Here is a 20,120-nt window from a genome sequence, read left to right on the forward strand (position 1 = left end):
GTGTTTCGGTGGTCATAGCGTGAGGGAAACGCCCGGTTACATTCCGAACCCGGAAGCTAAGCCTTACAGCGCCGATGGTACTGCAGGGGGGACCCTGTGGGAGAGTAGGACGCCGCCGAACAAATATTGCGAAAACCCCCGTCGGGAAACCGGCGGGGGTTTTCTGCGTTTAGGGTCGAGTCATGCGCTATGACCTCGTGATCTTCGACAATGACGGTGTTCTCGTGGACAGCGAGCCGATCTCCAACCGGATTCTCGCCGACTACCTCACCGAACTCGGACACCCGACCTCGTACGAGGAGTCCATCCGGGACTACATGGGGTCGGCCATGCACCGGATTCACGAGCTTGTCTTGGAGCGGACCGGCGAGGCACTGCCGGGGGAGTTCGACGACGTCTTCCACCAGCGCGTGTTCGCCGCGTTCGAGCGGGAGTTGGAACCCGTACCGGGTGTGGTCGCGGTGCTGGAGAAGCTGGTCGCGGACGAGGTGCCGTACTGCGTGGCGTCGTCCGGGAGCCATGAGCGGATCCGGGTGGGGCATCGGACGACCGGGCTCGACCGGTGGTTCGGGGAGGGGCTCGTGTTCAGTTCCCAGGACGTGGGGCGGGGCAAGCCGGCGCCGGATCTCTTCCTGCACGCGGCCGAGCGGATGGGCGTTCCACCGCAGAGGTGTGCCGTCGTCGAGGACAGCCCCCTCGGGGTACGGGCCGGGCTCGCGGCCGGGATGGATGTGTACGGGTATGTGGCGATGACGCCCGCCGGGAAGCTGGCCGGAGCCAGGGGGTACTTCTCGGACATGGGAGAGCTGCCCGACCTGCTTAGTTGAGCAGTATTCAACTTCCTCTACCCATCGGTAGGTCGTGCCCCCTACTGTGCCGCCATGACAGATGTGCTGCGGCGCGGTAGGGCCGCGTTGGCGTTCAGCTTCTTCGCTCAGGGTGTCGCCTTCGCGCTGCTCGTGACGCGGATTCCGGCCATTCAGGACCGGTACGGGGTCTCCGACGCGCTGTTGCCGCTCTTCCTCGCCGCCGTGCCGATCCTCGCAGGGGTCGGCAGTGTCGGCACCGAGCACCTCGTGAAGAAGGTGCCGCCGAGCCGGGTGCTGCGGTGGTCCCAGCCCGTCGTGCTCCTGGCGCTGCTCGGCGTGGGGGCCGGTGAGCAGCTGGTCGTGCTCGGTGCCTCACTGGCGGCCTTCGGGCTGGCGGTCGGGGCGCTCGACGCGTCCATGAACATGCTCGGGGTGAGTCTGCAGCGGTCGTACGGGCGGAGCATCATGCTCGGCTTCCACGCCGTGTACAGCCTGGGTGGGATAGCCGGGGCCTCGCTGGCGTGGGTGGGGGCGCACTGGGATGTGCCGCTGCTCCCGTTGTATCTGCCGGTGGTGATCGCGCTGCTGCCGGCCGCCTTGGCGGGGAGCCGGTGGTATGTCGACGGGGGACGCCTCGATGACCCCGGAACCGCCGAGGGCAAGGCCCCGACCACCGGTGCGGAGGGCGGGAACGTCGCCTTCAAGATGCTGCTGCCGCTCTGTCTGGTGATGTGCTTCGCGTACATCGGGGACTCGACCGTCTCCAACTGGAGTGCGAAGTATCTGCAGGACGTGCTCGGGAGTTCCGACCAGCTGTCGACCGTTCCGTACAACGTCTATATGGTCACCACGCTGATCGGGCGGTCCCTCGGGGACTTCGGGGTGCGGAAGTTCGGGGCCGTGACCGTCGTGCGGGCCGGGGCGCTGGTGGCGGCCGTCGGGTTCGCCGTGGTGGCGGGGGCGCCGGGGGCCTGGGTGGGGATGCTCGGGTTCACGCTGCTGGGACTCGGGCTGTGTGTGCTGGTGCCGCAGACGTTCGCGGCGGCGGGGCGGCTGTTCCCCGGAGCTTCGGATGCGGCCGTCGCTCGGCTGAATATCTTCAACTATGTCGGCTTCTTGATCGGTTCTCCGTTGGTGGGGGCGGTGGGAGACCTCTGGAGCTACCGCGGGGCGATGCTCATACCGATGGTCCTGGTGCTGGTGACGTTGGTGTACGCCCGGTCGTTCGAGACTGAACCGGACCGATACGGTGGCGGGCATGAGCGGCCGCGCACAGCTGATGTGGGACGAGGCAGTAACGGGCTATGACTTCGGCCCGGACCATCCGATGGATCCGGTCCGGCTGGCGCTGACCCGGAGCCTGGTGAGTGCCTTCGGGCTCGACCGGGAGATGGACGTCGTCTCGGCGAAGCCGGCGGGGGAGTCGACCCTGCGGCTGGTGCATCGCGAGGACTATGTGGCCGCGGTCAAGGCCGCTTCCGCGGACCCCGGGGGTGCGGACGGCGCGTACGGGCTCGGCACCGTGGACGATCCGGCCTTCGCCGGGATGCACGAGGTGTCCGCACTCATCGCGGGGCAGTCGGTGGGGGCGGCGGAGGCCGTGTGGCGGGGGGACGCGCTGCACGCGGTGAACTTCGCGGGCGGGCTGCATCACGCGATGCCCGGAGGTGCCTCGGGGTTCTGTATCTACAACGACGCGTCGATCGCCATCGCCCGGCTGCTGGAGCTGGGCGCCGAGCGGGTCGCGTACGTGGATGTCGACGTTCATCACGGGGACGGGGTGCAGGCGGCGTTCTGGGAGGATCCGCGGGTTCTGACGATCTCGTTGCACGAGCATCCCCGGACCCTGTTCCCGCAGACCGGGTGGCCGGAGGAGACCGGGGCCTCGTCGAGCGCGGAGGGGTCGGCCGTGAACGTGGCGCTGCCGGCGGGGACCGGGGACGCGGGGTGGGTGCGGGCGTTCCACGCGGTGGTGCCCGAGCTGATCGCCGACTTCCGGCCGCAGGTGCTGGTGACCCAGCACGGGGCCGACACGCACTTCGAGGATCCGTTGGCGCATCTGGCCGTGTCGTTGGACGCGCAGCGGGCGGTGCAGGTGGCTCTGCACGAGCTGGCCCATGAGTACGCCGACGGGCGGTGGGTCGCGCTCGGTGGGGGCGGGTACGCGGTGGTGGATGTGGTGCCGCGGTCGTGGACGCATCTGGTGGCGATCGCGGCGGGGCGGGAGATCGCGCCGGAGAGGGTGATTCCCGAGGAGTGGCGGCAGCAGGTGTTCGCTCGTACGCGGCAGTTGGCGCCGGCGCGGATGACCGATGGGCGGTGGCCGGTGTCCTGGGCGGGCTGGGAGGCGGGGTACGACCCCGCGGATCGGTTGGACCAGGCGGTGCTCGCTGCGCGGAAGGCCGTGTTTCCGTTGCGGGGGTTGTTGCCGTAGCGGGTGTTCTCGCCCCCGCCGCCCCTACCCGTCCCATCCAGGGGCTGTGCCCCTTCGCCCCTCCCGTCAAAGACTCGGGGCTCCGCCCCGGACGCCGTTCGCGTAGTTCCCCGCGCCCCTGAAAGACGGGCGGTGCCACGGTGTTGTTAGGCCAACTGTGTGGTTCGGGCGGGGATTTGGCCGTGGTGGGCCGAGCGGTACGTCAGCATCGGGGCGTGGTGAGTGGTGGGGTGTTGCGGGAGCACCTGGTGGCTGCCGGGCTGGCCGGGCGGGTCGGCACTTCTCGGGAAGCGAGTCTGCGGAGTTACCGGTTGTTCGCGGCCCGGGACCCTCGGTTTTTGATCGGGCTTGATCCTGAACTGTCCTGGCGGCAGCGGGATGTGCTCGATCTGATGGCGGAGAAGTGCGGGGTTTCGGCCGATCCGGGGTGCACGACAGGGCAGGATGTGATTGATCCGGAGCGCACGATGGGGGCGCTGGACCGCTTCGCGGAACGTGTCGCGGCGGTCGCTCGGAGTGGTGGAGCGGTGCTCTTCGGGACCGGGCACCCGCACCGGCTGATCGGGTTCTACGGTGCGTTGGCGGACGCTTTGTCGGCGGCGGGGTGTGAGGTTCTCACCCCTGCGACGGGTAGACGTGTCGACATAACGACCCGGTTCGGTCTACGCACGTACAACCTCGACTACGCACGAGGAGTCGCTCACGTCCGGGAGGCGACCGCCTTGCGCTCCGGTTGTGCGACCGGCGTGCACACGCATTCACCGCTCCCGGTTCGGACCGTTCTGGCGGCCGCGGCGGAGGCCGGCGGGCCGCTCCCGCAACTCGTGGTGGGGGACCACGGATGGGTCTGCGGGGCAGGTCAGCTGGGGTTCGAGGCGATCGGTCTCGCCGATACGGACGATCCGGCGCCCTTCGTGGGGGAGGCGGAGGGGCGCGTGTCCGTCGCCGTTCCACTTGATGACGGTGTGCGGTCTGATTACTACCGACCACTGACCCGCTACGTACTCAATCGGGCGTGTCTGTCACAGTAGGCCGCCGATGGCATCCCCTCTTCCCCACTCGCATCACCCGCCCCTACATTGGGGAGTGAGCACGCAACGACGAAGAGTCACCGGAAGGGGAAGCCGGTGGCCGTCGAGTGCGGAAGGTTCAGGTGTGTCATGGCTGCAGCTGGCGAGAGGCCTCTGAACGAGGTTCAGTTCCTGACCGTGGCGGAAGTCGCCTCGGTGATGCGAGTGTCCAAGATGACCGTGTACCGCTTGGTGCACAGCGGTCATCTGCCGGCGATCCGGGTGGGCAGGTCCTTCCGGGTGCCGGAGCAAGCGGTACACGAGTACCTCCGCGAGAGCTATGTGGGGGTGGAGACGGCCTGACGGCCACCGGTGCCGAGGGGCTCCCGGAGGCCCTGCGAGACCTCCGGGATACCCGAGGCGCCCCCTCGATTACGACCTCAGCGCTCGGACGGGTAGGCTGGCCCCTTGTAGGTCGTATGGGCCCATGGCGCCCAAACACCGAGTGATGAGAAGTGAGCGAGGGTAGTCGTGGGCTCTGTTATCAAGAAGCGGCGCAAGCGGATGGCTAAGAAGAAGCACCGCAAGCTGCTCAAGCGCACCCGCGTTCAGCGTCGCAACAAGAAGTAAGGCGGTCCGGCCCCGGAAGGGGTCCTGGCCGGCCCCCCTCGCGTAAGGGGGTCGTACGCCTTGCTTTCTTGCGCGAGCGCTGTTGAGAGCGCGTTGCCGCGACCCCCCACCGAAAGCGGTGGGGGGTCGCGGTGTTTTCGCCGGTCATCGCCTTCGCCGGTCATTGTTTTTTTGCCGGTCGTTGACGGGGTCGCGGTCACCACAGTGCAACATCGACCCGCTAACGTGGCCGCACACGGGGAACACGGAGAACGCGGAGAACGCGGCAGAGTACGAGCAGAGTTACGCCTATGTGAGCCGACGTCTGGAAGGAAGGCGCTGATCTTGGGGAAGGTCGTGCTCGTCACCGGTGTGGCCCGTCAGCTGGGGGGCCGCTTCGTGCGGCGGATCCAGCGTGACCCGCAGGTCGACCGGGTCATCGCGGTGGACGCGGTGCCGCCCGGACACCATCTGGGTGGCGCGGACTTCGTGCAGGCCGACATCCGTCAGCCGGCCATAGCCCGGCTGCTGGCCGAGCACAACGTGGACACCGTGGTGCACATGGACGTCACGGGCACCCCGCTGGGCAGCGGCGGCCGGGCCACGCTCAAGGAGACCAACGTCATCGGCACCATGCAGCTGCTCGGTGCCTGCCAGAAGTCCCCGTTGATCAAGCGGCTGGTCGTGAAGTCCAGTACGAACGTGTACGGGTCCGCACCGCGTGACCCGGCCGTGTTCACCGAGACCACGCCGGCCAAGTCGCTGCCCAGCGGCGGCTTCGCCAAGGACACCGTCGAGGTGGAGGGCTACGTCCGCGGATTCGCCCGGCGGCGGCCCGATGTGGCCGTGTGCGTGCTGCGGTTCGCGAACATCCTCGGACCGAGCGCCGACTCGCCGCTCGCCTCGTACTTCTCGCTGCCGGTGCTGCCGACCGTGCTGGGCTACGACCCGCGGCTGCAGTTCGTGCACGAGGACGACGTGATCGAGGTGCTGCGGATCGCCTCGCACGAGCCGGAGCGGGGCACGCTCAACAGCGGCACGTTCAACATCGCGGGCGACGGTGTCCTGCTGCTCTCGCAGTGCGCGCGGCGCCTCGGCCGGCCGACGGTGCCGCTGCTGATGCCGGCGGTCAGCTGGGTCGGCTCCATGGTCCGGACGCTGGGCTTCACCGACTTCTCGCCGGAGCAGCTGCGGCTGCTGACCCACGGGCGGGTCGTGTCGACGAACCAGATGCGCGAGACGCTGGGCTACCGGGCGAGGTACACGACCGCGGAGACGTTCGCGGACTTCGCGCGCAGCAGGGGGCCCGGCCTCCTGCCCCCCGAGGCCCTCGCCGGGGCCATCGACCGGATCGCCGCCCTGCCCGTGCCCGTACCGGGCGACGGCCACCCCCCGACGCAGAGCGCCAACTGAGGAGCGCATCAACGATGGCGGATGCCAAGGTCATTCCGTTCGACGACGACCGGACGCGCGGAGGCGCCGTGCAGCGCACGCCGCGCCGCCGTAGTACGGGGAGCCGGCGCAAGGGCGAGAGCGCGGTCGTCCGGGACGTCCGTGAATCCGGCGAGGTCCAGGCCCTCCCGGGACGGCCGACCAGCACCGATGATGTCCCTGTGACACGGGAGAAGCCGGAGCCGCCCCAGGAGGCCGCCGAGGCACAGGACGGCGGCGGGCTGGAGCGACAGATCGCGGGTGGTCTCGCGTTCCTGCGCAAGCGGCTCACCGGTGACTACGAGATCGACGACTTCGGCTACGACGCCGAGCTCACCGACCAGGTGCTGATGTCCCTGCTGCGGCCGGTGTACGAGAAGTACTTCCGGGTCGAGGTGAAGGGCATCGAGAACATCCCGACGGACGGCGGCGCCCTGATCGTCGCCAACCACTCGGGGACGCTGCCGCTGGACGGCCTGATGATGCAGGTCGCCGTCCACGACAACCATCCCGCCGGGCGGCATCTGCGGCTGCTCGCGGCGGACCTGGTCTTCATGCTGCCGGTGGTCAACCAACTGGCCCGCAAGCTCGGCCACACCCTCGCGTGCGCGGAGGACGCCTCACGGCTGCTGGAGCAGGGCGAGCTGGTCGGGGTCATGCCGGAGGGCTTCAAGGGCCTCGGCAAGCCCTTCGGCGACCGGTACAAGCTGCAGCGCTTCGGCCGTGGCGGCTTCGTCTCCACCGCTCTGCGCTCCGGTACGCCGATCATCCCGTGCTCGATCGTGGGCGCGGAGGAGATCTACCCGATGATCGGGAACTCGAAGACGATCGCCCGGCTCCTCGGCTTCCCGTACTTCCCGATCACGCCGACGTTCCCGTGGCTCGGCCCGCTGGGCGCGGTCCCGCTGCCGACGAAGTGGACCATCCAGTTCGGCGAGCCCATCCCGACGGACGGCTATCCGCCGGAGGCCGCCGAGGATCCGATGCTGATGTTCAACCTGACCGACCAGGTGCGCGAGCAGATCCAGCACACGCTGTACAAGCTGCTGGTGCAGCGCCGGTCGGTGTTCTTCTAGCGGTTCCGAGCAGACGTACGACGGTGGGGGCGCCCTTCTTCGAGAAGGGCGCCCCCACCGTCGTACAGGCCTAGTTCGTGTCGTCGCCGTCGATGCCCAGGCCGGGCAGGAGGCCCGGGAGGAGGGGTGGGAGGGTGACGTCGGGCTCTTCGGCCGGGGTGGACTTGCCGGTGGACGGGGAGGTGCTGCTGGTGTCGTCCTGGGGCGGGTCCAGGAGGCCGCCGGTGGTGCCGCCGACGAGGCTTTCGCCGCTGCTGTCCGAGGTGGACGGCTTGGGCTTGCTGGTGGTGTCCTCGCTGCCGTCGGCGGAGCCGCCGCTGGCGCTCGGGGCCGGGCGGTCGGGGTCCGTGGTGCCGGGGGAGCCGGTGCCCGTGGAGCGCTGCTTGCCGCCGCCCTGGGTGGGGGGCTGCGGCAGGAGCGACGAGTGCGGGGCGACCTCGTCGTCTATGGCGTCGAAGACCGACGAGACCTGCTGACTCACGTCCCCGAGCTGCACGGGCAGCCGGTCGCGGAGTGAGCCCCAGGCCTCGCGGTGGGACTGGGAGAAGGCCGAGAGTGCCTGGATGGGGCCCAGGGAGCCCGGATCCCGCTCGAAGGCCTCGTGGAGCAGGCGGTGGCCCTCGGAGGCGTCGTGCCGCATCCCGGTGAGGGCGCGGCGGATCTCGCCGAGGGACTCGTGGTCGAGCTGTCCGCTCCGGCCGCGCTCCATGAGGCGGCGGGCCTCGCCGAACCGGGTGGACGCCTGGTCCAGATAGAGCCGGCCCCGGTCGTCGCTGTCGTCGGCCAGGGTGAGCTTCACGTCCTCGATGCCGCGCTTGAGCCCGTAGAGCGAGTCACCGGGCAGGGCGTCCGAGCTGGCGGCGGCCACACCGCCGAAGGCGCTCGCGGCCACACCGACGCTGAGCCCGCCCGCGGCGAGGCCCTTCGTCAGGCGGGACCGTGGTCGCAACTTCCTCAGCGGACTTGCCCGGTGCGCGCCTCGCGCCCTGCCCGATCGCTGCTCGGGCACCGAAGGGTCCGCCTCACGCCCCGGCAGCGTGCCGTCCCGCAGCATGGCTTCCATCGCGGCCACCAACTGGGCGCGATGAACCACCTTGACCTCGGGGTCGAGCACTGGCTTGGGCAGCTCGTCGAGACCGGTGGTGAGGGCCAACAGGCGGCCCTGCTCGGTCTGTTCCGCTGCCGGGGCCGGTGCCGATCCCTCGGGCTGCTCGGCCGCCGTGGCCCGGTCGGACAGCTCCTCCAGGGCCTGGGCGAAGGCGTTCGCCCGCCGGTGCGCCGATACGTTCGCGATCACTGGCGGCACCTCCTCTCGTCATGACGGTCGACTCCCCAGGGGGTCCTGAGGGTTGCACATCCCTGACCGAGCCACACGATCGAGTGATCGGTGTCGGCCAGGCGCGACCACAGGGAGCCTGTATCCCGCACAACGAGCGGCGTGGCACTTGGGTTACGGACGGCGGATGATCGGACGAGGAAGCCAACGTACGTCGACGGAGGGTCAGTTGAGCGCCGCAGAGCGTATGGGGTCGATGCGCCCGGAGCGCCCGGCGCGCTGTGGCTCGGCGGCGGTGGTCCCGGTCGGCGCGGTTCAGCGGGCGTCGTCCGGGAGGAGGCGGGCGAGGGTACGGACCGCGCGGTACTGGAGGGTCTTGATCGCGCCCTCGTTCTTGCCCATGACCCGGGCGGTCTCGGCGACGGAGAGGCCCTGCAGGAAGCGGAGCGTGACGCACTCCTGTTGCTGGGGGTTGAGGCGGCGTACGGCCTCGAGGAGGGCGGCGTTGGAGAGGGACTCCAGGACGGAGTCCTCGGGGGAGCGCTCGACCTCGTTGGCGTCGAGCATCTCGCCGGTGGTGATCTCCAGACGGAACCGGCTGGACTTGAAGTGGTCGGCCACCAGGTTGCGGGCGATCGTCACCAGCCAGGCGCCGAAGTCGCGGCCCTGCCAGGTGAACGTGCCGATGCGGCGCAGGGCGCGCAGGAACGTCTCGCTGGTGAGGTCCTCGGCGGTCGCCTTGCCGCCGACGCGGTAGTAGATGTAGCGGTAGACGGTGTCGCTGTACTGGTCGTACAGACGGCCGAAGGCGTCGGCCTCGCCGGACTGGGCGCGTTCGACGAGGTCCATCATGCGGGCGCTGTCGCTGTCCGCGGCGGGACGGCGGGTGGTCGTGGCGGTGGATCCCGAGCGGCCTCGTCTGCCCGCCCGCCCGTCACCCGACCACCGCCCCTCGACGACAGCGCTTCGCCCTGGCCCCTGCTCGACGCCGTCGGCCAGTGCGTAGCACGGGCCGACGGGCGCGGCGGAGGTGGCGAGGGCGGGGACGGCGTACGCGGTGGGGACGAAGCCGCGCAACAGTTGGTTGACCGTCGCGCGCAGCGTAGCCAGGCCCGAGGCGTCAACCCCGACGTGTGGGTACACGGGACTCCCAGAGGCAGAGCTTCCATCACGTGCAGTGCGGAACCTTTCACCCGTCGTAGCGACGGAGGGGTACCGGTTTGCGTCTGAGGAGAATAACGCTTCGTGCAGGCACTGCTACACCCAGTTGCTCAAATCATCGATTACGTCGCTTCTGTTACTGATTGACGGCTGCTCAAGTGCTGTTTCGCGATCGGTTGTTGATCGATCGGGTTCGTGTTCCGTCTGGGTGCGGGGCGTGTTGTGGTCGGGTGCGGACGTCGTGACTGAGGGGGGTGGAGTGGGGGTAGGACGGCTGGAATGCGGGGTCGCGGGGCCGGACGCGCGAACGCCGGAGGGGCTGGTTTCCCAGCCCCTCCGGCGTTCGAAAAACGACAGACAGTTCAGTTCGAGAAAGTTCAGTTCGAGCAGACGCCCCGGTTCAGCGGCGGCGGCGGTGCAGGGCGATCGCGGCCGCCGTGCCGCCGGCCACCGCGCCCACGCCCGCCGCCGCGGGGAGGCCGACCTTGGCGGCCTTGCGGGCGGTGCGGTAGTCGCGCAGGCGCCAGTCCATGTCGCGGGCGTGCCTGCGGAGTTTGGAGTCGGGATTGATGGCGTACGGGTGGCCCACCAGCGACAGCATCGGGATGTCGTTGTGGGAGTCGCTGTACGCGGCGCAGCGGGAGAGGTCGAGGCCCTCCGCGGCGGCCAGGGCGCGGACGGCCTCGGCCTTCGCGGGGCCGTGCAGCGGCTCGCCGACCAGCTTGCCGGTGTACACGCCGTCGACGGACTCGGCGACCGTGCCCAGGGCGCCGGTCAGACCGAGGCGGCGGGCGATCACCTGGGCGATCTCCACGGGCGCGGCCGTGACGAGCCAGACCTTCTGGCCGGCGTCGAGGTGGGCCTGGGCCAGGGCGCGGGTGCCCGGCCAGATGCGCTCGGCCATGTACTCGTCGTAGATCTCCTCGCCGATGATCGTCAGTTCGGCGACGCGGTGGCCCTGGACGATGGAGAGCGCGGAGTTCTGGGCGTCCTGCATGTGCTCGGGGTCCTCGGACCCCGCCAGCCTGAACCACGCCTGCTGCCAGGCGAATCGGGCGAGGTCGCGGGTCTCGAAGAACTTCCGTTTGTACAGGCCCCGGCCGAAGTGGAAGAGCGAGGCGCCCTGCATGACGGTGTTGTCGAGGTCGAAGAACGCGGCGGCCTTGTCGTCACCGAGGACCGGGAACTCCGGTTCCTGGACGGCGTCGGGCGCGGGGGAGATGTCCTCCAACTCCTGGGAGGACTTGCGCGCTGCCTCCGCAGAGGCCTCGCCTGCCAAAACGCTCCGCGCCGTGGCGGAGCGCCTACGGGGAGTGAGCCATCCGAGAGCGGCCATGGCGTGAGCATAGCCAGTCTGTTCGGCACTTCCGGAGTCGAGAGGTTTGCTGGCTGTGAACTCTCCGCGACCGCGCCGTTAAAGGAGTGATCCCGGCGGCGTGTCCCCGTGCCGACGAAGGGGGAACCGGTGGGAAAAAGGGCAGGTCGTGCGCTTCATGGTGGGGAAGAGGTGTGGATATCCGGTGCGGAGCGACAATGGCCCGCATGAGTGCCATGTTCCGGCGGACGCCGAAGAATTCCGGTGAGCGGCTCGTCACACTGATCGGGAAACCCGGGTGCCATCTGTGCGACGACGCGCAGGCGGTGATCGAGAAGGTCTGCGGTGAGCTGGGCGTTCCCTGGGAGAAGAAGGACATCACCGAGGACGCGGAGCTCCACCGTCAGTACTGGGAGCAGATCCCGGTGGTCCTGGTGGACGGTGCCCAGCACACCTTCTGGCGTGTGAACGAGGAGCGCCTTCGCAAAGCCCTCTCCTAGATGTGACCTGACCGACCAGTCCAAGTGGTCCCAAAAGTCGCTTAGGATCGACGGGCTGGTTGGTCTCGGGGGCGGGATTCGTGAGGAGAGTGTGCGGTTTTGCCCCCGTCGCGCAAGGCGTCAGGTGAGGAACGAAGGTGCGGGTGTGCCGGTTCCGTACGCGTGCGTCGAGTGTGCGTGACCCCGGTCACGTTGGCCGGGCAAATCGGACACCATCTTTGTGCACGCGTTCACAAAGACATAGCCTGCTGTCGACGGGGCGGTCTGGGGACGCATGACCGCCCGCAGCCCCGCTCTACCCGCAGGAGCACCGTGGCAACTGGCCGAACTCACCGACCGGCGACCCGTAGCCGAGGGATTCCCGAGGCCACCGTCGCCAGGCTTCCGCTGTACCTCCGTGCCCTGACCGCGCTGTCGGAGCGCTCGGTACCCACCGTTTCATCCGAGGAACTGGCGGCCGCCGCGGGGGTCAACTCCGCGAAGCTGCGCAAGGACTTCTCGTACCTGGGCTCGTACGGGACGAGGGGTGTGGGGTACGACGTCGAGTATCTCGTCTACCAGATCTCGCGTGAGCTGGGGCTGACCCAGGACTGGCCGGTCGTGATCGTCGGTATCGGTAATCTCGGCGCCGCGCTCGCCAATTACGGCGGGTTCGCCTCCCGTGGATTCCGGGTGGCCGCGCTGATAGACGCCGATCCGACGATGGCGGGGAAGCCGGTCGCGGGTATTCCGGTCCAGCACACGGACGAGCTGGAAAAGATCATCGACACCAACGGCGTGTCCATCGGCGTGATCGCCACCCCCGCCGGTGCCGCCCAGCAGGTGTGCGACCGGCTGGTCGCCGCCGGGATCACCTCGATCCTGAACTTCGCGCCGACCGTCCTCTCCGTGCCGGACGGGGTCGACGTCCGCAAGGTGGACCTCTCGATCGAGCTGCAGATCCTCGCCTTCCACGAGCAGCGCAAGGCCGGCGAGGAGGCCGCGGCCGCGGCCGATGCCGTACCGCTGGCTCCCAAGGAGTCCGGGAAAGGGCCCGACGGGGATGTCCCCGCCGTGATGCCGGCATGAGTCTTCTGGTCGTCGGACTGAGCCACCGCAGCGCTCCGGTGAGCGTGCTGGAGCGGGCCGCGCTGTCCCTGGACGCGCAGATCAAGTTGCTTCAGGACACGGTCGCCGCCGAGCCGACCGCCGAGGCCGCCGTCCTCGCCACCTGCAACCGCATCGAGCTGTACGCGGACGTGGACAAGTTCCACGCGGGCGTCGCCGAGCTGTCCACGCTGCTCGCCCAGCACAGCGGGGTGGGCCTCGACGAGATCACTCCGTATCTGTACGTGCACTACGAGGACCGGGCCGTCCACCATCTCTTCTCGGTGGCCTGCGGGCTCGACTCCATGGTCGTCGGCGAGGGCCAGATCCTCGGGCAGATCAAGGACGCGCTGGCCCGCGCGCAGGAGATGCACACGGCCGGGCGGCTGCTGAACGACCTGTTCCAGCAGAGCCTCAGGGTCGGCAAGCGGGCGCACTCCGAGACCGGGATCGACCGGGCCGGGCAGTCGCTGGTGACGTTCGGGCTGGAGCAGTTCACCGCCGGCGCGGACGTCGAGGGCTGGGCCCGGGGCAAGCGGGCCGTCGTGATCGGCGCCGGGTCGATGTCCTCGCTGGCCGCCGCGACCCTCGCGCGCGCGGGCGTGGGCGAGATCGTGATCGCCAACCGGACGTACGACCGGGCCGAGCGACTCGCACAGATCCTGGCCGAACAGGGCGAAACGGACGTGCTGGCCCGCGCGGTACCGATGGAATCGGTGCCGGCCGAGCTGACACGTGCCGATGTCGCCGTCTCCTGTACGGGCGCCACGGGCCTGGTCCTGAGCGCCGGGATGATCGCGGCGGCCGTCGAGGGCCGGGTTCCCGAGGGCGCGTTCGCCACCGGGGCGGAGACGCGCACGGACGTACGGCCGGTCCTGCCGCCGACCTCTCTCGGCAGCGACGACGACTGCCCCCTGGACCTGCCCGCCGCGCAGGGCGGCGGCTTCTCCGTGCTCGGGGACGCCGCGGTGGCCGGGATGGACGCGGCCACGCTGGAGCAGCACGCGGCCTGGGTGGACAACGCGACCGTGGACCGGCGCGCGAGCCGTCGTACGCCGGAGCGTGAGGCCCCGCGTACGCCGGCCGACGACGCCGAGCTGATCGCCGCGCTCGTCGCGACCGTGGCCGTCACCGGGCGGATCCCCGAGCTGCGCCGGCCCGAGCCGGTCGTCGAGGTGCCCCGGCCCGCGCCCGTGCTGGCGCTGCTGGACCTGGCGATGCCCCGGGACATCGACGCCGCCGCGCACCGGCTGGCCGGGGTCCGGCTGGTCGACATCGAGTCGCTCGCCGAGGTCTCGGCCGACGCGCCGATGGCCGCCGACGTCGACATGGTGCGGAGGATCGTTTCGGACGAGGTGGCGGCCTTCGGTGCCGCCCAGCGTGCCGCGCACATCACGCCCACCGTCGTGGCGCTGCGCGCCATGGCCGCCGATGTCGTCGCGAACGAGATCGCGCGCCTGGAGGGCCGGCTGCCGGCCCTGGACGACAAGCACCGCGGCGAGATCACCCAGACCGTGCGGCGCGTCGTCGACAAGCTGCTGCACGCGCCGACCGTACGGGTCAAGCAGCTCGCGGCCGAGCCCGGCGGTGCCGGGTACGCGGACGCGCTGCGGACCCTGTTCGACCTGGACCAGGAGACGGTCGCCGCCGTGTCCCGGGCCGAGGACAGCGTCGAGCACGCAGACCGCGACAAGAACGTCGAAGCGAACGCCGAGAACCGAGGGCGATCATGAGTGAGCCGCAAGACAGGGCCCTGAGGCTCGGGACGAGGCGAAGCAAACTCGCCATGGCCCAGTCCGGGCAGGTGGCGGAGACGGTCCGCCGGCTGACCGGACGGCCCGTGGAACTGGTGGAGATCACGACGTACGGCGACGTCTCCCGCGAGCAGCTGGCGCAGATCGGCGGCACGGGAGTGTTCGTCACCGCGCTGCGCGAGGCGCTGTTGCGGGGCGAGGTCGACTTCGCCGTGCACTCCCTCAAGGACCTGCCGACCACGCACCCGGACGACCTCGCGCTGGCCGCCGTGCCGGTCCGTGAGGACGCGCGGGACGTGCTGGTCGCCCGGGACGGACTGACCTTCGAGCAGCTGCCCGCGGGCGCGCGAGTGGGCACCGGTTCGACGCGGCGGATGTCCCAGCTGAACGCGTACGCGCGCAGCCACGGGCTCACGATCGAGACGGTGCCGATCCGCGGGAACGTCGACACGCGGATCGGATACGTACGGAAGGGTGAGCTGGACGCCGTAGTCCTGGCCGCCGCCGGACTGAGCCGGATCGGACGTAGCGACGAAGTGACCGACTTCCTCTCGGTCGACACCGTTTTGCCCGCCCCCGGCCAGGGGGCACTGGCGATCGAATGTGCCGCGGACAACGCGGAACTGATCGCCGCGCTCGCCGAGCTCGACGACCCGTACACTCGGGCCGCCGTGACCGCCGAGCGGTCCCTGCTCGCCGCCCTGGAGGCCGGTTGCAGCGCACCTGTGGGTGCGTTCGCCGACCTTCTGGCCGACGGGCAGACTGTCAAGGAGATGCGCCTGCGCGGCGTCGTCGGCACGACCGACGGCTCGACGCTGGTGCAGCTGTCCACCACCGGTCCCGTGCCCGAGACGTACGACCAAGCAATGGCGCTCGGCCGTGAACTCGCCGCCGAGATGCTCGCTAAGGGCGCGGCCGGTCTGATGGGGGAGCGAGCACATTGAGCCCCACCACCCTTCCCGCCGGTCCGGACCACGGTCACGTCACCTTCCTCGGTGCCGGACCCGGGGATCCGGGACTGTTGACATTGCGCGCCGTCGAGGCGCTGGCGAACGCGGACGTTCTCATCGCCGAGCACGACGTGCTCGACGTGGTGCGTACGCACGCCCGCGCAGGCGTCGCCCTACTGGACACCGACTCGAGCCCGCCGTCGGCACTGACTGCGGCGTCCTCTGCCTCTTCCGCGGCTACTTCAGCGGATACGTTCTCGGGCACAGGCACGCCTCAGCTGACGGTCGTTGACGGCGCGTCAACAACCGTTGGTGCACCCGCTGTGCGGGATGCCGCACATCTTGTCATGGAGGCCGCGCGGGGCGGCAAGCGGGTCGTGCGTGCGGTCTCCGGGGACCCGGGGCTGGACACGTACGCCACCGAGGAGATGCTGGCGTGCGCCGCCGCGGGCGTGCCGTTCGAGGTGGTTCCCGGAGTGGCGGCCGCCGTGGGCGTGCCCGCGTACGCCGGTGTGCCGCTGCGGGACGCGCAGGGCGCGGACGTGCGGTTCGTCGACGCGCGCACGGCGTCCGACCGGTGCTGGGCCGAGGTCGGGGTGTCCGACGGGACCGTCGTCGTCTCGGCGACGCTGGAGACCGTGGCCGCGGCGGCGGGTGAGCTGGTCGCCGCCGGCCGTAAGCCCGACACGCCGATGACCGTCACCGTCGCCGGTACGACGACCCGGCAGCGGACCTGGAGCGCGACGCTCGGCACGATCGCGCAGACGCTGAAGCAGGCCAAGGTGCTGCCCTCGCCGGAGGGCGGCCGGCCGGTGATAGTCGTGGTCGGAGAGCGTTCCGCCGCGGCCCAGCGCGACCAGCTGTCGTGGTTCGAGAACAAGCCCCTGTTCGGGTGGCGGGTCCTCGTGCCGCGTACGAAGGAGCAGGCCGCCTCGCTCTCCGACCAACTGCGCTCGTACGGGGCCGTACCGCACGAGGTGCCGACGATCGCGGTCGAGCCGCCGCGGACGCCGCAGCAGATGGAGCGGGCCGTGAAGGGCCTCGTCACGGGGCGCTACGAGTGGATCGCCTTCACCTCGGTCAATGCCGTCAAGGCGGTGCGGGAGAAGTTCGAGGAGTACGGGCTCGACGCCCGTGCCTTCGCGGGGATCAAGGTCGCGGCGGTCGGGGAGCAGACCGCCAAGGCGCTCATCGCCTTCGGTGTGAAGCCGGATCTGGTGCCCAGCGGGGAGCAGTCCGCGGCCGGCTTGCTGGAGGACTGGCCGCCCTATGACCCCGTTTTCGATCCGATCGACCGGGTGTTCCTGCCGCGGGCCGATATCGCCACCGAGACGCTGGTCGCGGGGCTGATCGAGCTCGGGTGGGAGGTCGACGACGTCACCGCCTATCGGACCGTGCGGGCTTCGCCGCCGCCGGCCGAGACGCGGGAGGCGATCAAGGGGGGCGGGTTCGACGCCGTTCTCTTCACGTCGTCCTCCACCGTGCGGAACCTGGTGGGCATCGCCGGGAAGCCGCACAACGTGACGGTGATCGCCGTTATCGGGCCCGCTACGGCCAAGACGGCCGAGGAGCACGGGCTTCGGGTGGACGTGATGGCTCCCGAGCCGTCCGTGCACAAGCTGGCCGAGGCGTTGGCGGACTTCGGGGTACGGCGGCGGGCCGCTGCCGTGGAGGCGGGGGATCCCGTCACTCGGCCGAGCGAGCGGCGGCCGGGGGCGCGTAGGCGGCGGTCTACGACCTGACACGGGCCAGCAGGAGAACGGCGTGAGGTCCGCGGGGACCTCACGCCGTTTTTCCTTGCGCGGCCCAGCAGTGCCGAAGCATGCCGGGTCACTTTCGAAATGGAGTGGTGCCGGCTGGGGCCCTGTTGCTTGGATGCCCGGTATGACTTCTGCCGATCTTGACGATCGCCGCGAGCGGGCATTGCTGGACCGGCTTGAGGAGTACTACGACGCGGTCCCGCGTCACGGCGCCCGGGTCGAGCACCACGGGCCGCTCACTTTGTTTGTGCGGGAGGGCAAGGGCTGGCCGTTCTACGCACGTCCCGCGCGGGGATGGTCCGGCCCGGTGGGGGCCACCGATGTGGAGAACGTCCGTGCCCGTCAGCGGGAGCTGGGGATCCCGGAAAGCTTCGAATGGGTTGCCGAGACCACGCCCACGCTGCGGGCAGCGGTCGAGGAGTCGGGACTCGTGGTCCACGAACATCCGCTGATGGTGCTCGATCCGTGCGCTCCGGCAGTGCCGGTGGAGGCTCTGTCCGGCACCATGTCGGTGCGGATCGTGGGCGCGGACGATCCACTTCTGTCCAGCGCCCTGGCCGTTCCTCACCTCGCCTTCGCCGAGCCGGGAACCCACGTCGGTCTCGCGGGGACCCCGCAATTGGCGGAAGCGGTCCACGCCCGTGTCGCCGATGGATCGGTGGAACGCGCGATCGTGCGTATCCGGGCAGGTCTGACGGTGGTCGCCGCAGCTGTCGAGGACGGCTCGGCACTGTCCGCCGGCCAGCACCAACCGCTCGCGGGCGTCAGCGAGATCGTAGGGGTCGGAACGTTGCCCGCAGCTCGCCGTCGCGGTCTCGCGGCGGCGGTCACTGCGGCACTGGTGGCCGACGCCCGGTCGCGGGGAGCGGAGACCGTCTTCCTGTCGGCAGGCGACGAAGACGTCTCGCGGGTATACGCCCGACTGGGCTTCCGAGAGATCGGTACGGCGCTGATCGCCGAGCCGGCCGAGTAGAAACCGGTCATGAGGCAGCCCACCGCGCAACTCTCTGAATAGCGAGGCTCGTTGAAGCGAGAGGCGACGCGAGGGCCGAGGCGCGGCGACCGGAGGAAGCGCTGGTCGCTCACTGAAGGCGCGCGACATGGGGCCGCACCTGTCAACTCGGGTGCGGGCCCCATACGTTCGCTCTGTCAGTTCCCGGAGGCGTACGCCAGGAAGGTCGCCCAGGCGGGGGGAGCGAGGGCGAGGCGAGGGCCGTGGGGGTTCTTGGAGTCGCGGACGAGGATGTGGTCGGGGATGGCTGCTACCTCCACGCAGTCGGGGCCTTCGTCCGTGCTGTAGCTGCTCTTTATCCACTCCGAGTCGGGACTGGCTCCGTAGGGCTTGAGGGTCATGTCTCTCCAAGCGCTTTCTCGATGAGGGCCTTCGACTCCCGTGGGCTGAGAGCCTGCGCCCGGATGGTCCCATAACGCATGTCGAGGAGCTGAACCTCTTTCGGGTCGACAATCACACGGCTGATGTGCTGCACCTCGACGTGCCCGACCGTGGTGCCGTCCTTGAGCCTGAGCAATCTGAACGATCCAGCGAGACCGGAGTTCTCCTCGTGACCCAGCGGCAGTACCTGTAGGTCCACATTGCGGAACCCAGAGATCTCCAGCAGCCGTTCGAGCTGCCCGCGCATAACCATCCTGCCGCCGATGGGCCGTCGAAGTGTCGACTCGCACTGGACAAAACTGAAGACGGGCTGAGCGGTCGCATCGCTGACAATCTCCTGACGCGCCACACGGGCCGCTACCCGCTGCTCAAGATCATCTGGGGTGAACGGTGGTCGACGCGAACTGAAGACGGCCCTCGCGTACTCCTCGGTCTGCAACAGTCCATGAACGACCGAGTTGTTATAGGCGCACAGCTCGACCGCGTCCGCCTCCAGCTTCTTCAGGTCCCGTACCTTCTTCGGATACCGGACCTCCGCCAAGTCCCGCTTCATCGCGGCGATCTTGCCGTCCGCGCCCAGTACCTCGTCCGCCTGGTCCAGGTACTCGGGCCGGGGAATCCGCCGCCCCCGCTCCACCGAGGAGACCGACTCCTCCCCGTACCCGATCGCCGTTCCGAACTCCGCCTGGGTGAGACCGGCCGCCTCCCGCCACAGCTTCAGCTGTCGCGCGACCGTCTTCATCACCGCCCCGGCCTCGTCGTCTTCCAGTCCCGCGTCCCAGTCGCCCACGTAGTCCGCCGCCTTCCGTCACGCCACCAGTGCCCAACTCCGGGCGCCTGCGCCACGTCTCCCGGTGTCGCCCGGACAAGAGCCGGAACGCACCCGGACGGCCCCTCTCCGCACGGGCGTCAGACCTTCACAGGCTATGCACGCGCAACCACTCTGTGTGACGTGAACGACCAAATCACCCGATCCAGCAGTTCCATCACCGAGACGGCCGGGTCCGCCGCCGTTGCCGACCCGTCCCAGCGGTTCTCCGTCCCGCTCTCGGCCACCCGCCGCGGGGCCCGCCTGGCCCGGCTCCTGGCAGCGGAGCAACTGCGCTCGTGGGGGCTGCCGGTGGACCCCGCCCAGCTCGTCGTCGCCGAACTCGCTGCCAACGCCGCCCTGCACGGGCGCGTCGCCGGTCGGAGCTTCCGGCTCACCCTCGCCGTCACGTCGCCGACCACGCTCCGTATCGAAGTGATGGACACGCGCGGGGAGCGGCTGCCTGTGCGTACGCCGGTCAGTGGCCGAGCCCCGGCCGAAGGCGGCTACGGGCTACTGCTCGTCGAGGAGTTGGCGGACCGGTGGGGAGTGGTGGATGGGCCGGTGCCGACCAAGACCGTATGGGCCGAGCTGGAGTACAGGAGGTGAAGGGCATGCGCTGCCCCGGAGCCCGGAAACACGGGTCCCGGTCGGGCGTGTGTCGGGGGTGCGGGCCGTAAAGGAGTAAGAACTCTTGGGAGAGAAACCCTCCAAACCAATCCAAACCCCGTGTTCGTCACTCGCGGGA

Annotated in this window: 20 protein-coding genes and 1 rRNA gene; 16 read left to right on the forward strand and 5 right to left on the reverse strand. The window is 69.8% G+C overall.

Annotation, left to right across the window (positions count from 1 at the left end; translation table 11 throughout):
• Window positions 1–4 precede the first annotated feature (4 nt).
• From rrf to OG202_RS28560, 9 genes are all read left to right on the forward strand, one after another.
• Window positions 5–121, forward strand: a 5S ribosomal RNA gene (rrf, locus tag OG202_RS28520).
• A gap of 61 nt (window positions 122–182) precedes the next feature.
• Window positions 183–827, forward strand: a complete 645-nt coding sequence (locus OG202_RS28525) for an HAD family hydrolase (RefSeq protein ID WP_327728319.1) — start codon at window positions 183–185, stop codon at window positions 825–827.
• 54 nt (window positions 828–881) lie between these two features.
• The gene (locus tag OG202_RS28530; protein WP_326579269.1) at window positions 882–2,117 is read left to right on the forward strand and encodes an MFS transporter; all 1,236 of its coding nucleotides are present in this window, start codon (window positions 882–884) and stop codon (window positions 2,115–2,117) included.
• Window positions 2,068–3,243, forward strand: a complete 1,176-nt coding sequence (locus tag OG202_RS28535) for an acetoin utilization protein AcuC (RefSeq protein WP_326579267.1) — start codon at window positions 2,068–2,070, stop codon at window positions 3,241–3,243. The genes OG202_RS28530 and OG202_RS28535 overlap by 50 nt, the downstream gene beginning before the upstream one ends.
• A gap of 215 nt (window positions 3,244–3,458) precedes the next feature.
• Window positions 3,459–4,274: a phosphatase gene (locus OG202_RS28540; RefSeq protein ID WP_327728316.1), complete on the forward strand. Its 816-nt coding sequence runs from the start codon at window positions 3,459–3,461 to the stop codon at window positions 4,272–4,274.
• Between the two features lie 129 nt (window positions 4,275–4,403).
• Entirely contained in the window at window positions 4,404–4,616 is a 213-nt protein-coding gene (locus OG202_RS28545; RefSeq protein WP_004984898.1) for a helix-turn-helix domain-containing protein, read from the forward strand.
• 168 nt (window positions 4,617–4,784) lie between these two features.
• Window positions 4,785–4,883 (forward strand): 30S ribosomal protein bS22, encoded by a 99-nt coding sequence (locus OG202_RS28550; protein ID WP_003948845.1) that lies wholly within the window; start codon window positions 4,785–4,787, stop codon window positions 4,881–4,883.
• 324 nt (window positions 4,884–5,207) lie between these two features.
• A complete protein-coding gene (locus OG202_RS28555; protein ID WP_327728315.1) occupies window positions 5,208–6,275 on the forward strand; it encodes an NAD-dependent epimerase/dehydratase family protein in 1,068 nt (355 codons plus the stop codon).
• A gap of 14 nt (window positions 6,276–6,289) precedes the next feature.
• Window positions 6,290–7,369 carry a lysophospholipid acyltransferase family protein gene (locus OG202_RS28560; RefSeq protein ID WP_326579242.1) on the forward strand — a complete coding sequence of 360 codons (1,080 nt, stop codon included), beginning with the start codon at window positions 6,290–6,292 and terminating at the stop codon, window positions 7,367–7,369.
• Between the two features lie 70 nt (window positions 7,370–7,439).
• Here OG202_RS28560 and OG202_RS28565 read toward each other — a convergent pair whose 3' ends face one another.
• The 3 genes from OG202_RS28565 to OG202_RS28575 all read right to left on the reverse strand — a co-directional run bounded on the left by OG202_RS28565 (window position 7,440) and on the right by OG202_RS28575 (window position 11,142).
• Entirely contained in the window at window positions 7,440–8,666 is a 1,227-nt protein-coding gene (locus OG202_RS28565; protein WP_327728314.1) for a DUF5667 domain-containing protein, read from the reverse strand.
• A gap of 294 nt (window positions 8,667–8,960) precedes the next feature.
• A complete protein-coding gene (locus tag OG202_RS28570; protein ID WP_326579238.1) occupies window positions 8,961–9,788 on the reverse strand; it encodes an ECF subfamily RNA polymerase sigma factor, BldN family in 828 nt (275 codons plus the stop codon).
• Between the two features lie 418 nt (window positions 9,789–10,206).
• On the reverse strand, window positions 10,207–11,142 hold the full coding sequence (locus OG202_RS28575) for an HAD family hydrolase (protein WP_326579236.1): 936 nt from the start codon (window positions 11,140–11,142) through the stop codon (window positions 10,207–10,209).
• 197 nt (window positions 11,143–11,339) lie between these two features.
• Here OG202_RS28575 and OG202_RS28580 point away from each other — a divergent pair, with 197 nt between their 5' ends.
• The 6 genes from OG202_RS28580 to OG202_RS28605 all read left to right on the forward strand — a co-directional run bounded on the left by OG202_RS28580 (window position 11,340) and on the right by OG202_RS28605 (window position 18,144).
• Window positions 11,340–11,621: a glutaredoxin family protein gene (locus OG202_RS28580; protein WP_326579234.1), complete on the forward strand. Its 282-nt coding sequence runs from the start codon at window positions 11,340–11,342 to the stop codon at window positions 11,619–11,621.
• A gap of 312 nt (window positions 11,622–11,933) precedes the next feature.
• Window positions 11,934–12,689 carry a redox-sensing transcriptional repressor Rex gene (locus tag OG202_RS28585; RefSeq protein WP_326579231.1) on the forward strand — a complete coding sequence of 252 codons (756 nt, stop codon included), beginning with the start codon at window positions 11,934–11,936 and terminating at the stop codon, window positions 12,687–12,689.
• Complete coding sequence (locus OG202_RS28590; RefSeq protein WP_327728313.1) at window positions 12,686–14,440, forward strand: glutamyl-tRNA reductase; 1,755 nt, start codon at window positions 12,686–12,688, stop codon at window positions 14,438–14,440. The genes OG202_RS28585 and OG202_RS28590 overlap by 4 nt, the downstream gene beginning before the upstream one ends.
• Window positions 14,437–15,405 carry a hydroxymethylbilane synthase gene (hemC, locus tag OG202_RS28595; protein WP_327728312.1) on the forward strand — a complete coding sequence of 323 codons (969 nt, stop codon included), beginning with the start codon at window positions 14,437–14,439 and terminating at the stop codon, window positions 15,403–15,405. The genes OG202_RS28590 and hemC overlap by 4 nt, the downstream gene beginning before the upstream one ends.
• Window positions 15,402–17,153: a uroporphyrinogen-III synthase gene (locus OG202_RS28600; protein ID WP_326579225.1), complete on the forward strand. Its 1,752-nt coding sequence runs from the start codon at window positions 15,402–15,404 to the stop codon at window positions 17,151–17,153. The genes hemC and OG202_RS28600 overlap by 4 nt, the downstream gene beginning before the upstream one ends.
• 142 nt (window positions 17,154–17,295) lie before the next feature.
• A complete protein-coding gene (locus tag OG202_RS28605) occupies window positions 17,296–18,144 on the forward strand; it encodes a GNAT family N-acetyltransferase (RefSeq protein ID WP_327728311.1) in 849 nt (282 codons plus the stop codon).
• 176 nt (window positions 18,145–18,320) lie between these two features.
• Here the strand turns inward: OG202_RS28605 and OG202_RS28610 are convergent, their stop codons facing one another.
• Both OG202_RS28610 and OG202_RS28615 read right to left on the reverse strand, forming a co-directional pair.
• Complete coding sequence (locus tag OG202_RS28610; protein ID WP_328223804.1) at window positions 18,321–18,524, reverse strand: DUF397 domain-containing protein; 204 nt, start codon at window positions 18,522–18,524, stop codon at window positions 18,321–18,323.
• The gene (locus OG202_RS28615; RefSeq protein WP_328223805.1) at window positions 18,521–19,354 is read right to left on the reverse strand and encodes a helix-turn-helix domain-containing protein; all 834 of its coding nucleotides are present in this window, start codon (window positions 19,352–19,354) and stop codon (window positions 18,521–18,523) included. The genes OG202_RS28610 and OG202_RS28615 overlap by 4 nt, the downstream gene beginning before the upstream one ends.
• Window positions 19,355–19,549: 195 nt before the next feature.
• Between OG202_RS28615 and OG202_RS28620 the strand changes: the two genes are divergently transcribed.
• Window positions 19,550–19,981, forward strand: coding sequence for an ATP-binding protein (locus OG202_RS28620; RefSeq protein ID WP_328224732.1), 432 nt, complete (start codon window positions 19,550–19,552; stop codon window positions 19,979–19,981).
• The last annotated feature ends 139 nt before the right edge of the window (window positions 19,982–20,120 follow it).

This window comes from Streptomyces sp. NBC_00310, assembly GCF_036208085.1.
Taxonomy (GTDB): domain Bacteria; phylum Actinomycetota; class Actinomycetes; order Streptomycetales; family Streptomycetaceae; genus Streptomyces.

Bases quoted from the DNA above. Each gene is read 5' to 3' on its own strand.
- OG202_RS28525 (WP_327728319.1), top strand. From the start codon at position 183: ATGCGCTATGACCTCGTGATCTTCGACAATGACGGTGTTCTCGTGGAC.
- OG202_RS28530 (WP_326579269.1), top strand. From the start codon at position 882: ATGACAGATGTGCTGCGGCGCGGTAGGGCCGCGTTGGCGTTCAGCTTC.
- OG202_RS28535 (WP_326579267.1), top strand. From the start codon at position 2,068: ATGAGCGGCCGCGCACAGCTGATGTGGGACGAGGCAGTAACGGGCTAT.
- OG202_RS28545 (WP_004984898.1), top strand. From the start codon at position 4,404: ATGGCTGCAGCTGGCGAGAGGCCTCTGAACGAGGTTCAGTTCCTGACC.
- OG202_RS28560 (WP_326579242.1), top strand. From the start codon at position 6,290: ATGGCGGATGCCAAGGTCATTCCGTTCGACGACGACCGGACGCGCGGA.
- OG202_RS28575 (WP_326579236.1), bottom strand. From the start codon at position 11,142: ATGGCCGCTCTCGGATGGCTCACTCCCCGTAGGCGCTCCGCCACGGCG.
- OG202_RS28580 (WP_326579234.1), top strand. From the start codon at position 11,340: ATGGCCCGCATGAGTGCCATGTTCCGGCGGACGCCGAAGAATTCCGGT.
- OG202_RS28590 (WP_327728313.1), top strand. From the start codon at position 12,686: ATGAGTCTTCTGGTCGTCGGACTGAGCCACCGCAGCGCTCCGGTGAGC.
- hemC (WP_327728312.1), top strand. From the start codon at position 14,437: ATGAGTGAGCCGCAAGACAGGGCCCTGAGGCTCGGGACGAGGCGAAGC.
- OG202_RS28605 (WP_327728311.1), top strand. From the start codon at position 17,296: ATGACTTCTGCCGATCTTGACGATCGCCGCGAGCGGGCATTGCTGGAC.
- OG202_RS28610 (WP_328223804.1), bottom strand. From the start codon at position 18,524: ATGACCCTCAAGCCCTACGGAGCCAGTCCCGACTCGGAGTGGATAAAG.